Source organism: Carboxylicivirga mesophila (assembly GCF_018271975.1).
GTDB classification, from domain to species: domain Bacteria; phylum Bacteroidota; class Bacteroidia; order Bacteroidales; family Marinilabiliaceae; genus Carboxylicivirga; species Carboxylicivirga mesophila.
Genome location: NZ_JAGUCN010000005.1, coordinates 193,549 through 206,122 on the forward strand (window position 1 = coordinate 193,549; position 12,574 = coordinate 206,122).

Annotated in this window: 11 protein-coding genes; 3 read left to right on the top strand and 8 right to left on the bottom strand. The window is 40.4% G+C overall.

What is annotated here, in order from left to right; translation table 11 throughout:
- Positions 1-13 precede the first annotated feature (13 nt).
- The 3 genes from KEM09_RS06485 to KEM09_RS06495 form a co-directional block, all read right to left on the bottom strand.
- Complete coding sequence (locus KEM09_RS06485; protein ID WP_212226932.1) at positions 14-1,603, bottom strand: S41 family peptidase; 1,590 nt, start codon at positions 1,601-1,603, stop codon at positions 14-16.
- A gap of 102 nt (positions 1,604-1,705) precedes the next feature.
- Positions 1,706-3,235, bottom strand: a complete 1,530-nt coding sequence (guaA, locus tag KEM09_RS06490; protein WP_212226934.1) for a glutamine-hydrolyzing GMP synthase — start codon at positions 3,233-3,235, stop codon at positions 1,706-1,708.
- 156 nt (positions 3,236-3,391) lie between these two features.
- The gene (locus KEM09_RS06495) at positions 3,392-4,537 is read right to left on the bottom strand and encodes an aspartyl protease family protein (RefSeq protein ID WP_212226938.1); all 1,146 of its coding nucleotides are present in this window, start codon (positions 4,535-4,537) and stop codon (positions 3,392-3,394) included.
- A 184-nt stretch (positions 4,538-4,721) separates the two neighbouring features.
- On the opposite strand from KEM09_RS06495, the gene KEM09_RS06500 reads away from it, so the two are divergent.
- The 3 genes from KEM09_RS06500 (at position 4,722) to KEM09_RS06510 (ending at position 7,111) form a co-directional block, all read left to right on the top strand.
- A complete protein-coding gene (locus KEM09_RS06500; protein WP_212226940.1) occupies positions 4,722-5,228 on the top strand; it encodes a UpxY family transcription antiterminator in 507 nt (168 codons plus the stop codon).
- A gap of 63 nt (positions 5,229-5,291) precedes the next feature.
- On the top strand, positions 5,292-6,296 hold the full coding sequence (locus KEM09_RS06505; RefSeq protein WP_212226942.1) for an SDR family NAD(P)-dependent oxidoreductase: 1,005 nt from the start codon (positions 5,292-5,294) through the stop codon (positions 6,294-6,296).
- Between the two features lie 2 nt (positions 6,297-6,298).
- Positions 6,299-7,111 carry a hypothetical protein gene (locus KEM09_RS06510; protein WP_212226953.1) on the top strand — a complete coding sequence of 271 codons (813 nt, stop codon included), beginning with the start codon at positions 6,299-6,301 and terminating at the stop codon, positions 7,109-7,111.
- On the opposite strand, the gene KEM09_RS06515 is transcribed toward KEM09_RS06510, so the two are convergent.
- The 5 genes from KEM09_RS06515 to KEM09_RS06535 form a co-directional block, all read right to left on the bottom strand.
- Positions 7,106-7,774: a hypothetical protein gene (locus KEM09_RS06515; protein WP_212226955.1), complete on the bottom strand. Its 669-nt coding sequence runs from the start codon at positions 7,772-7,774 to the stop codon at positions 7,106-7,108. The two genes, KEM09_RS06510 and KEM09_RS06515, sit on opposite strands and share 6 nt — an antisense overlap.
- Positions 7,775-7,792: 18 nt before the next feature.
- Positions 7,793-8,257 (bottom strand): hypothetical protein, encoded by a 465-nt coding sequence (locus KEM09_RS06520; RefSeq protein WP_212226957.1) that lies wholly within the window; start codon positions 8,255-8,257, stop codon positions 7,793-7,795.
- Positions 8,258-8,386: 129 nt separating this feature from the next.
- Entirely contained in the window at positions 8,387-8,833 is a 447-nt protein-coding gene (locus KEM09_RS06525) for a hypothetical protein (protein ID WP_212226960.1), read from the bottom strand.
- Between the two features lie 127 nt (positions 8,834-8,960).
- The gene (gene clpB / locus KEM09_RS06530) at positions 8,961-11,552 is read right to left on the bottom strand and encodes an ATP-dependent chaperone ClpB (protein WP_212226962.1); all 2,592 of its coding nucleotides are present in this window, start codon (positions 11,550-11,552) and stop codon (positions 8,961-8,963) included.
- Between the two features lie 137 nt (positions 11,553-11,689).
- Entirely contained in the window at positions 11,690-12,562 is an 873-nt protein-coding gene (locus tag KEM09_RS06535; protein ID WP_212226964.1) for a polysaccharide deacetylase family protein, read from the bottom strand.
- Between the last annotated feature and the right edge of the window lie 12 nt (positions 12,563-12,574).

Here is a 12,574-nt window from a genome sequence, read left to right on the forward strand (position 1 = left end):
GTACAAACTTTAATTACTTAAGATATTGAGAGTAATCTCTTTTTGATTCTACAATCTCAACGGCCTTTTGATAGGCATCTGATATAGGATTAATTGACTGGAAGTACTCCGACGGACTGAACAAATCTCTGGCAATTAGAGCTTTCAACTGTGCTTCTGCTAACTGCCTGGACACTTCCCATTCTTCCTTGTTAAATTCTACTTGTTCATTCTGGCCTTCCTCAATCAGTAAATCTACCAAGCTGGTATTCACATCAAACTCTTCCTCGAAGGTTTTATAATCAGGATAAAGACGTTTTAAATCCTTTCGATTATCATCCACATAATTCAAAATCATCCTATTAACAGAACCACTGGCTATTAAATCACGATAATAATCGGAGTACATACTTGTATCAACAGCCACAAACACATCAGGCATTATACCGCCACCGCCATATACCGTGCGACCAACCACCTTGGTTTTATACTCCAGAGCATCATCAAAATGAATACTATCCACATTCGACAACTCGCCATGCAGGTATCGATCATCCAACTCATTATGGTAGGCATCAACACCGTTTTCATAGTCTTTTTGTATACAACGACCTGCAGGTGTATAATACTTAGCTATAGTCAGGCGAATCATCGATCCATCAGGAAAATCAAATGGCCGCTGCACCAAGCCTTTGCCAAAACTACGCCGCCCTACTACCAGGCCTCTATCCCAATCCTGTACTGCTCCTGAAACAATTTCACTGGCCGATGCTGAACCTTCATCAATCAGAACCACCAGGTTTCCTTTTTCAAACAAGCCTTTTTTGCGGGCCAAATGCTCTCTACGCTCACTATTCAAACCTTCGGTGTATACCAGTAATTTATTCTTATCAATAAGCTCATCTACAATATCAATCGCAGCTTTCAGGTAGCCTCCGCCGTTGCCTCTTAGATCGAGAATAAGATTCTCAAATTGATGTTCTTCCAGCCCTTTAAGTGCCTCAACAAACTCCTCATAAGTATTTAATGCAAACCGGGAAATTTTCACATATGCCGTTTTGGGCGTAGCCATGTATGCAGCCTCTACACTGTGTAATGGAATTTTATCGCGTACCACAACAAATCTTAAGTCGTCACTGGTACCTCGTCGTAGGATAGTCAGATCTACTTTTGTACCTTTCTTACCCCTCAAATACTTAAAAACATCACTGTTCTTAATCCCAATACCAGCTACATTATCGCCATCAATCGATATAATGCGGTCACCGGCCCTGATGCCAACTTTCTCTGATGGCCCGCCAATAACCGGGTTAACCACCATCAAGGTGTCATCCATAATATTAAACTGAATACCAACACCTTCAAAACTACCATCAAGCGGCTCATTCATAGCAGCCACCTCATCGGCCGAGATATAAACTGAGTGCGGATCCAAACTCTTCAGCATACCAACAATGGCTTCTTCAACCAGCTCTTGATTATCAACCGAATCAACATAAAGCGAACTAATCAACTGATATGTCAATTGTAGTTTCTGAATGTTTTTATCAAACACCTGAGCACTTATACTCGTCACCAACAAAAGGCAAACAATAGCCATTGTTATATTCTTTTTGAATCCCATCTCAGTAGTTTTAAGTTATATAATTATCAGCACCTGACTCTATTTATAAACAAAGGCCGGAAAGAAAAAGTTCCTACCGGCCATATAAATCTCGTAATAAGATTATTCCCATTCGATAGTTGCAGGTGGCTTCGAGCTGATATCATAAACAACCCTGTTTACACCTTTCACTTTATTGATAATGTCATTAGACACTTTAGCTAAGAAATCGTATGGCAGATGAACCCAGTCTGCAGTCATACCGTCTGTTGATGTCACAGCACGCAAGGCCACTACCTTCTCATAGGTACGCTCATCGCCCATAACACCCACCGACTGAACTGGTAACAACATAACACCAGCCTGCCATACCTGATCGTATAGATTGTTATCCTTTAAGCCCTGAATAAAGATGTGATCCACCTCTTGCAGCAATGCTACTTTTTCAGCTGTGATATCACCTAAGATACGAATAGCCAAGCCTGGTCCAGGAAATGGGTGACGGCCCAAGAGGTTTTCATCAATCCCCATGGCACGTCCTACACGACGTACTTCATCTTTAAATAACAAATTAAGCGGCTCAACTACCTTTAGGTTCATTTCTTCGGGTAAACCTCCCACATTGTGGTGTGACTTAATGGTAGCTGATGGTCCGTTAACAGATACAGATTCTATCACATCCGGATAAATAGTTCCTTGCGCCAACCATTTTACATCCTGAATTTTGTGCGCCTCAGCATCGAACACTTCGATAAATACACGTCCAATAATCTTACGTTTAGTTTCCGGATCTGATACACCGTCCAGCTCACTCAGGAATTCTTTCTTGGCATCAACACCTATTACATTCAGTCCCATGTGCTTGTAGGAGTCCAGCACTGCTTCGAACTCATTTTTGCGCAACAGGCCATTATCTACAAATATACAGGTTAGGTTCTTTCCAATCGCCTTATGCAACAATACACCAGCCACTGTACTATCAACACCTCCTGACAATCCAAGTACCACTTTATCATTGCCAAGCTTATCCTTTAATTCCTGAACAGTTGTCTCCACAAATGAATCCGGCGTCCAGTCTTGTTTACAACCACAAACACCTACTACAAAATTCTTCAGAATTTGTGTTCCTTCAGTACTGTGATACACTTCAGGGTGAAACTGCATGCCATAGGTTTGTTCACTTTCAACCTTGTAGGCAGCTACTTTAACATCCTTGGTACTGGCAACTATCTTATAACCCTCAGGCAGATTAACAATGGTATCGCCATGTGACATCCAAACCTGAGAATGATCGCTTACATTGGTCAACAGCTCACTTGTTGTATCTACATAATGCAAATTAGCACGACCGTATTCACGTGTTTTAGAAGGTTGTACTTCTCCTCCATAAAACTGCGATAAATACTGAGCGCCATAGCAAACGCCCAATAGTGGCATTTTTCCTTTTATTGCAGTCAAGTCAGGCTTTGGTGCATCTTTGTCGCGCACACTGTATGGACTACCACTTAAGATAACCCCCTTAACGGTTTCGTCCATCTCGGGACAATTATTAAACGGGTGTATTTCGCAATACACATTAATCTCACGTACGCGTCTGGCAATTAACTGCGTATACTGAGAACCAAAATCCAGAATGATAATTTTTTCCTGCATTAATTTGCACCTTTATTTTCGATAAACAGATAGCCTGACAAACCATTTTAGATGGCCTGAATTTGCTATGACTGCAACCAAAGTTATACTTGAAAAATTTTGTGCAAATATACGATTTAATATTTGATAATAGCGTGGTTAAAACCAAGTAAAGCATCAAATCTTTAACCTTGGTAAAGTTACTTTCCGACTCTCTGAACCATCTGGTTTAAGCAGGTAAAAAGTCAACTCATCTTTTGCTTTGGTCAACTCTTTAAGTGTTAGAAATACCTCACAAGAGCTTTTATCTTTAAGATTCACACCCTCAATATCTTCTATAACATCCCCTTTCTCAATACCGTACTCTTCGGCCGCAGTGCCTTTCCAAATACCATTGACTAAAAACTGATCATCTTTCATAATCAAATCAATACCAAAACTTTCTATAGTCAGGTCATCTGAATTTTCCCCTAAATCAATAAAAAAACGCTTTTGCGGATAGTCTAAAATAAAATTACCGTGTTCAAGCATTTTCATACCTATTTTAGATTTGCCATCACTCGTCTCAAGGCTCACACTTTGAAATTGTGTAATACCAATTTGCAATTTAGAGTTGCAATAAATACTTGTCTGGTGCTTACCCGCTCCCCAGGCACCATGCGAATTAGTGCCGCTGGAAACATAATCAGGTTGGCCAATTGCCTTTTTCTTGGTCAACCAGCTGGCGGTAGGATTGTATAGTGAAAAAATATCACCACTACCTGTGTCCAGCAATACCCACCCTATATTCTTGCTGTTGATCTTACACTTAATAAATGGGGAACTTTGTTGCTTATTTACGTGCATTTTAGCTCCTTGCTTACTCTGCTTGCCCAAAGTTTGAAATGAATCTGTTATTACCAGCTTCTTTTGATACCAGTCAATTTTAAAGGCGCCAAAACGCAATAAATTACTCCCAATAATACCTTTGTATCCCAAACATTTAAAAGGCCCTGCAAACATATCAACATACATAACCGGTATATCTTCATACTGTAAATCCCCCACCTCAATCAGTGGCATCCTCACTATCTCTGCCATTTGCTTTTTTCCGGTTGCATCACCTATTCGCATCTTACTTGAATTGTCATATTGCTGATTGGTTGAATCCTTGAACAATACACACATCGCCCCGGTATCAAGCAAATACCTTCCTTTTACACCATTCATATTAGCCTCTATCACAATCTTATCATGAATATATTCAAAGGGTATTTCTGTATAGAAATTGTCAGTTACAAGTTGTCCTTCATTAAACTGCCCAAAGACAACAAGTTGTTTCATGAATAATAACAAAACAATGGTCAGAACAAGAACTGTATTTTTATTTGCATTGATATTCGCATTCGCCACACTATTCATATTTACATATTTAGATTTGATTGCAGGCTATTCAATTCTCTGCATTGCTCAAATATCATTATTTTCAAGCTTAATTTTTATTAAATTCGTTTCAAAATTTGAGATTTTGGAGAAAAAGCAAGAAGCATCGTGGTATGCTTTATATACTAAATCAAGGGCTGAGAAGAAAGTTTTTGAGCAACTGACCGCTATGGGTATTGAAACCTATTTGCCCTTAAAGAAAACATTAAGACAGTGGAGCGATCGTAAGAAATGGGTGGAGATGCCTGTGATTAGCTCATACATCTTTATTAAAATACCAAAAACCGACTACCAGAAGGTATTTGATGTCAACGGCATTGTGGCCTATGTGTCTTATAAAGGAAAGGCCTGTATTATTCCAGAGAACGATATACTTGCTATGAAGCGTGCCATTGAAAATCAAATGGAATTTAGCGTTGAGAGTGGTCAAATTGAAAAAGGTCAGCAAATCACTGTGACCTCTGGCCCTCTGGAAGGTATAAAAGGTGAAGTAATTGAAATACAGGGAGCAAAAAAGATAATTCTGCGCATCAACCAAATAGGTTACACCCTTGTTGTAAACCTTGACAGTGCCACATTTAAAACAGATTAAAGTACATAGCAGATGCGATAACGATACATACTCTGCCAATTCCACCAAAATTAACCATACCACATGAGCATTAATAAAGAATCAAAAATATTAGTTACCGGTGCAGCCGGCTTCATTGGCTTTCACTTATGCCAACGCCTTTGCACAAGCGGATTCAATGTTATTGGCATTGACTCTGTTAATGATTACTACTCAACGCAGTTAAAGAATGATCGCATTGAGCAATTAAGTAATTATCCGAATTTTACTTTTAAACGCATTGACATATGCGATAAAGAAAAGCTGGACAAGGAATTTGCAACGCACAAATTTGAGGTCGTTATAAACCTGGCTGCACAGGCCGGTGTAAGATACAGCATTGAGCACCCTTATAAATACATAGATAGTAATTTAATCGGCTTCATCAATATATTAGAGGCCTGCAGGCAACATCCTGTACAACATCTGATTTATGCCTCTTCCAGCTCTGTATATGGCAATTCAGAGAGTATACCTTTTAGCACACAAGCCCCATGTAATGAACCGGTATCATTATATGCAGCCACCAAAAAAGCGAATGAGATGATGGCGCACAGCTATGCTCAATTATATAAAATACCGGTTACCGGCCTTCGTTTTTTCACTGTTTACGGACCTTATGGACGACCCGACATGGCTTATTTTTCATTTACCCGAAAAATAATGAATAACGAAACCATACAGGTTTATAACAATGGCGATCTCGAGCGCGATTTTACTTTTGTAGACGATATTGTTAAAGCTATTGAAAAACTAATTGATTTGCCATTTGATACAAAAGAAGAGATGGAAAAGCCTTATCGTCTTTTCAACATAGGGAATAATAAACCTGTTAAGCTAATGGCTTTTATCAACACACTTGAAAAACATATTGGCATAACAGCCAATAAAGAATACCTGCCCATGCAGAAAGGTGATGTGTTCAGAACATATGCCGACATTAGTGCGCTGGAGGAGCGAATTGGCTTTAAACCATCCACCAGCATTGACGAAGGACTGAAACAATTTATTGATTGGTATAAATCGTATTATAACGGACAGCAGAATTAACTATGCATTACGAAGAAGAATTACCCATTGAGGACTATATTTATACCGAAGCGCTAAAAGAACGTCATTACGATATGGAGCGCTTCAAAGAGCTGATTGCTGTTAATGACAGTAGTAATGAAGAAGCAGCTACGGAGTTGTTGTATGTTTCCAAAAGACTGTTTTACAATCATCATGGGCTGGATAAAATTATGATGGCACGTGATACCATGCTTCACTTTTGGGATGTGGAAACGGATGACGACACTATTCCCGCAACAATGAATAGTGGCATTAAAGAACATGATGAATTAATAGAAGATGTATTAAATGCCATGAGCGACATGGATGATCTTCAGCAGCTGAATATTAAAAAACTGGCTAATCGCTACCCAGAGCTATCCTTCTTATCCCTGATAAAAATTATTTTGTTGGAATTACAAGAAACAGCGCCCAACAAAATAATGAAGCAACTGGATGAAGCCTTATCGATATACCCCGATGATATTCTGCTTAAGTTAGAAAAAGATACTCAGCTCAATAAACAGGAAAAAGCGGGTAGTTACATCACCAGCACTTTGCTTTCGTCTAAAAAAGCTTCGGAGCTATTTCATCGTCAGACCATCCACTCTTTTGAGTTAATAAGTTTAAATACGGCCATTTATGAGTTTCTGGTCAATCAAAAAGACATCCTTTTGTTGGATGCCCTGATGTTTGCCTCGCAAACACTCTACCCCGAGTGGGAAGATGCCTGGAGCGACAAACTCCTTTACAGCGAAATACTAAAAGTACAGTTTTGCCAAATGCTGGTGACAGGCAACCAGGCTATTTCATGAGAAATAGCCTTTTAGTTTTTCTACCAGCGGACCAATATTTTCGGCCCCGCCAGTGAAATAGGCAGTACCTAAGTCAACTACTTTCTTGCCCGATTGAGTGGCTAAGCCTTCCAGAAACTTGCGGAGAATAAGCTTGAATGTGATGGCCTCTCCTTTTTCTACCTTTATCGCTGCCTTACACTCCTTTACAATGCGTTCGATGGCTTTCTCGGGATAATAATAGGCCAGCAAATCAATAAATGATTCAATGTGTATGCGGATAATTTCGGAGTTAAACGAACTGTCGGCATAATGACCAAGCTGCTTTAATTGTGCCCCAATACTGCTTCGGATAAACTTGTTTTCAATCACAAATTCAATCTTATTCAAGTCACCACGGAGCTTTGATTTAGCAACAATGGCAAAGAATGCTTCCTTAATATCAGCCTCTGTCATGTGCGTGTATTTCAGATCACTCTCGTAGGCGAGGCGTCGCACCTTTGTTTCCGGTATTTGCAGGTCAAGACTCATCTCAAAATTGGTCTTATTCTTTAGGTCGCCATACTTACGGAGCAAGTTAAATATCAGCACCTCAAAGTCATTTTTATTCATCGAACCAAAGCCTCGATTTGCATAGTGTTCAATAAACTCAGCTGCAAACAATTCTTTATCAAAAACCTCCATGTATTATATTTTTCTTTATCAGGGTTTATAGTCAACATCTAGCTGCCTGCCTTCGCGCGCAGCTTTATTATCTTGGGCACTTCCAAGCGCCAAGCCAATGGCCATACCAACTGCAATGCCAATCCCAAGCGTGCCCATATTATCTGTAACCTGCCCCCATACTATACCCAGTGGTACACCAAACACTGTCATCCCCAGCACCATCCATAAATTACGATAGTAGCCTTTGGGCACAAGCTTCAGTTCCTTTTCAAGCAGCTTAATAATGGCCTTTTGTGAGGCGGCTATTTGCTTTCTTAGTTCAAACTTTTTGTCAATGGCATGATTCACCAGCTGTATATTGTCATTCACAAACTCAACAATAGCTGAGGGCAATTCTCGCTTTTGCAGTTCCACCACAAGCTTACGAAATTGATGATAACGCATATAATCTTTTGATGGCACATCATTCGGTTTTATCTCAATCAGGTTAATTATTGTCATGGCACTTGATTTTCTGTTCTTTGTTTAATATCCAGGCATCCTATCCTCTGAAACAATCCGCTTTCCAATCAGCAGACAGCTTTAACTATTGGATGTAGCTCGTGATTATAAAAATACATCATCGCATAGTTACAATAAAATATCATAAACACCCGATGAGCCATCCAGCTCAAATTCTGCCCCCTCCAATTCAATCGCATTATAATCGGTGAACGAACAGCAATCTTCACTTTTCCGAACTGCATCCACATAGAACGTAAAAAGCACATCATCATCATGATACACATAGCAATTAACTACTTCGGTCTGCCAGCCAACTGAATATAAATTGATGTATCCCAGATTATTTTCATCAATAAAATCAAACTCAATGCTCTTCTGTGTTATAACATCTTTTATTTGAATATCATCAATTGAAAAGGTTCCATTGGTAAAAAGATTCTCTCCGCTACCATTGTCAACCATATTAAAAACAAACGCTTTAGGTGGCGTCATACAGGCCGGGCAATCTTTGACCATATCGCAGGCGCAGGCGAATAAAATCAACAGGAAACAACCGAAGAGTTTAGCTTTCATAAGTTTGGTATAGTTTAGACAAGCCTAAAGGTATCAAATAGATAAACTTATTGAAATAATTAGGCACAAAAAAGGTGCAGGACTTTACTAATCCGCACCTTCTCACAACTAATTATCAACCTTATACCTATCTCTGATTAGTAAAAACTAAACCATTTTCACCAGCATCAATAACGATAGAAGAAGCTGCATGTACTTCACCACCCAATATTTTCTTCGACAGCTCATTCAGCACCAGTCGCTGAATCACACGCTTCACAGGCCGCGCCCCAAATTGAGGCTCATACCCCTCTTGGGCAATGTAATCCAATGCGTCATCTGTTATTTCAATATGCATCTGTTTAGCAGCCAGCATTTTTTTCAGGCTATTCACCTGAAGCTTCACCACTTCTTTCACCTCGCTTATATCCAAAGGTGTAAACATCACCACCTCATCAATGCGGTTAAGAAACTCAGGCCTAATCGATTGCTTCAATAAAGCCAGCACTTCGCGTTTAGTATCCTCCACAACTGAGAAACGCTCATCCATATTAATGCCTTCCAGCTTATTCTGAATAATATGGGCTCCCATATTGGAGGTCATAATAATAATGGTATTCTTAAAATCAGCCACTCGTCCTTTATTGTCGGTTAATCGCCCCTCATCCAACACCTGCAGCAACACATTAAATGTATCAGGATGAGCTTTTTCTATTTCATCGAGCAACACTACCGAGTAGGGTTTTCGCCGCACAGCTTCGGTTAGCTGACCTCCTTCATCATAACCTACATATCCTGGAGGTGCACCCACCAGTCGGCTAACAGCATGCCGCTCCTGATATTCGCTCAAATCGATGCGAGTCAAGGCATTCTCGTCGTTAAATAAATAATCGGCCAGTGTTTTAGCCAACTCGGTTTTCCCCACGCCGGTTGTACCCAAAAACAGGAATGAACCTATGGGACGTCGACTATCCTGCAAATCAGCACGTGAACGACGTACGGCATCTGCCACCACCTCAATGGCCTCTTCCTGACCAACCACACGCTTGTGCAACTCATCTTCGAGCCTTAACAGCTTTTCACGTTCGCTACTCATCATCTTCGACACAGGAATACCAGTCCAGCGTGCTACCACTTCAGCAATATCTTCGCTGGTTACTTCTTCTTTTATCAAGGCATTTTCCTGGTTAGATTTCAGTGTTTCCTGAGCCTTTTCCAGTTTCTCCTCCTCGGCTTTTATTTTACCATAACGCAACTCAGCCACACAACCAAAATTACCATCACGCTCAGCTTTATCGGCTTCCTGTTTGTACTGGTCTATTTGCGTTTTCAAATTTTGCACCTCCTCGGCGGCACTGCGCTCCGACTCCCATTTGGCATAGATGCTGTTGCGTTGTTCTTTTAAATCAGCCAGTTCTTTCTTTATCTGGCCAATCTTCACTTTATCATTCTCGCGCTTAATAGCCTCCAGTTCAATCTCCATTTGCATGATGCGCCTATCCAATACATCCAATTCTTCAGGCTTTGAGTTCATCTCCAATCGCAGCTTGGATGCTGCTTCATCCATTAAATCAATGGCCTTATCGGGCAAAAAACGATCACTGATATATCGGTGAGACAACTCAACGGCAGCTATAATGGCGCCATCTTTAATACGTACCTTGTGATGATTCTCATACTTGTCCTTAATGCCGCGCAGAATAGAGATAGCGCTCTCTTTATCCGGCTCATTGACCATCACTTTCTGAAAGCGTCGTTCCAACGCCTTATCCTTTTCAAAGTACTTTTGAAACTCATCCAATGTGGTAGCTCCAATGGCACGTAATTCGCCACGTGCCAAAGCCGGCTTAAGTATGTTGGCAGCATCCATGGCTCCTTGTCCGCCACCAGCTCCAACTAAAGTATGAATCTCATCAATAAATAATACGATGCGTCCATCCTCTGCCACCACCTCTTTCACGACAGCTTTCAGACGTTCCTCAAACTCACCTTTGTATTTAGCCCCGGCGATCAGCGCACCCATATCAAGCGAATAGATAATCTTATCCTTTAAATTCTCAGGTACATCACCCCTCACCAATCGGTGCGCCAAACCTTCTGCTATAGCAGTTTTACCAGTACCTGGCTCTCCCACCAGCATCGGGTTGTTTTTGGTGCGTCTGGACAGAATCTGCAGGATACGCCGAATTTCATCATCCCGACCAATGACCGGATCCAATTTACCGTCATTGGCCAGCTTATTCAGGTTGCGTGCATATTTTTCAAGCGATTGATAGGTTTCCTCTTGTGATTGTGAGGTCACATTCTTTCCCTTGCGCAACTCTCCAATAGCCGATGATAAATCTTTTTCATTGATGCCGTTATCTTTCATCAGGCGCGCCACCTCATCTCCAGCGCCGAGCATGGCTAAAAGAATGTGCTCGATGGATACATATTCATCTTTCATCTTTTTTGCCCTGACCGATGCATCATTTAATGTAGCTCCAGCCTTTCTTGACAGCATCATATCGCCCCCCTGTACTTTGGGGAAGCTTTGAAGAATACTCTCTAATGTTTGTTGAAATATGGCCGCATTAACGCCCAACTTATTAAGCAAAAATGGCAACACATTCTCGTCAACTGTATAAATGCCTTTCAAAAGATGGGCATTTTCAATTTGCTGATGCTGCATGCTCTGTGCAATATGCTGCGCCTGCTGCACCGCTTCCTGTGATTTGATGGTATAATTATTAAAGTTCATGGTCTTTTGTTTATACCCTGCTCACTTCAAATGCTATACCTTTAACAAAAACTAGTCAATATGTCACCTAATCAACTAACAAATAAGACATTATGACTCTACCACTCTTAATTTCTATGACAATTATTCAGTTAGGATTAATATCCTGTAGTATTATTTAATCTTTCATATACAGGATAGTATTCCATACCATCTGGAGCCATCTTCATCAGTCGCTTTCGCTCTGCCTCGTTGTTCATCCACCTGTACACCCATGAAATCCCCCACTTTTTATGATAGTAGTTTTGTTGCTGATAAACTGAATCATTTAATGCATCTCCCAAACTCACAAATAAATAACCTTGATTTCTGAGCATATTTATAATCCGGGGCAGGTAATCGGCATTAATCGTATTATCGTGACAAAGGTATATCTGCTTTATATGCCGATGGTATTGACCAATGGATAGTGAATCCATCCACATAAAATTTTTAATTGTCGCATTAACATATGCGTCACCTATTGCAGCAGCCATTTCAGTACTATCTGTTTTTATGTAATACTCATAAATGGCATTAAACATCCAGTCTGAACTTTCTATAGTAAATGGTGTAGTTGTGAGGTGAAGAGAATCAAGCACTTCTCCTATAGCACTTTGCTCAATTGAGTCGTTACCCAAGCTGTTATAGGGAAACCTGAAATACTTAATTGTTTTGCCAGCATCCGCGCAAAGCCTTTGGCTATGCAACATGCCTTTAATCACATCATCTCTGAAAACTTCTAATCCCACCTTTGAATAATCGGTATGGGCAAAAGTATGCGTACCCACCGTAAGCAATTCACTTTCTATCCAGCGCTCCAACAATTGTTCACTTACCTTTTTATCATCGAAATCAAAGAATAGACCTTCGTTAATAAATATGGCAACGGGTATTGCGAGTTCCTCCAAACTATCCAAAAGCAGAGTCTTATAGCCATCCTGAGCATACAAAGATATGTTTGGCACATCATCAATGCTTATAGCAACCATCTTTTGGGCTGA

Bases quoted from the DNA above. Each gene is read 5' to 3' on its own strand.
- KEM09_RS06485 (WP_212226932.1), bottom strand. From the start codon at position 1,603: ATGGGATTCAAAAAGAATATAACAATGGCTATTGTTTGCCTTTTGTTG.
- guaA (WP_212226934.1), bottom strand. From the start codon at position 3,235: ATGCAGGAAAAAATTATCATTCTGGATTTTGGTTCTCAGTATACGCAG.
- KEM09_RS06535 (WP_212226964.1), bottom strand. From the start codon at position 12,562: ATGGTTGCTATAAGCATTGATGATGTGCCAAACATATCTTTGTATGCT.
- KEM09_RS06505 (WP_212226942.1), top strand. From the start codon at position 5,292: ATGAGCATTAATAAAGAATCAAAAATATTAGTTACCGGTGCAGCCGGC.
- KEM09_RS06520 (WP_212226957.1), bottom strand. From the start codon at position 8,257: ATGACAATAATTAACCTGATTGAGATAAAACCGAATGATGTGCCATCA.
- KEM09_RS06515 (WP_212226955.1), bottom strand. From the start codon at position 7,774: ATGGAGGTTTTTGATAAAGAATTGTTTGCAGCTGAGTTTATTGAACAC.
- KEM09_RS06495 (WP_212226938.1), bottom strand. From the start codon at position 4,537: ATGAAACAACTTGTTGTCTTTGGGCAGTTTAATGAAGGACAACTTGTA.
- KEM09_RS06510 (WP_212226953.1), top strand. From the start codon at position 6,299: ATGCATTACGAAGAAGAATTACCCATTGAGGACTATATTTATACCGAA.
- clpB (WP_212226962.1), bottom strand. From the start codon at position 11,552: ATGAACTTTAATAATTATACCATCAAATCACAGGAAGCGGTGCAGCAG.
- KEM09_RS06525 (WP_212226960.1), bottom strand. From the start codon at position 8,833: ATGAAAGCTAAACTCTTCGGTTGTTTCCTGTTGATTTTATTCGCCTGC.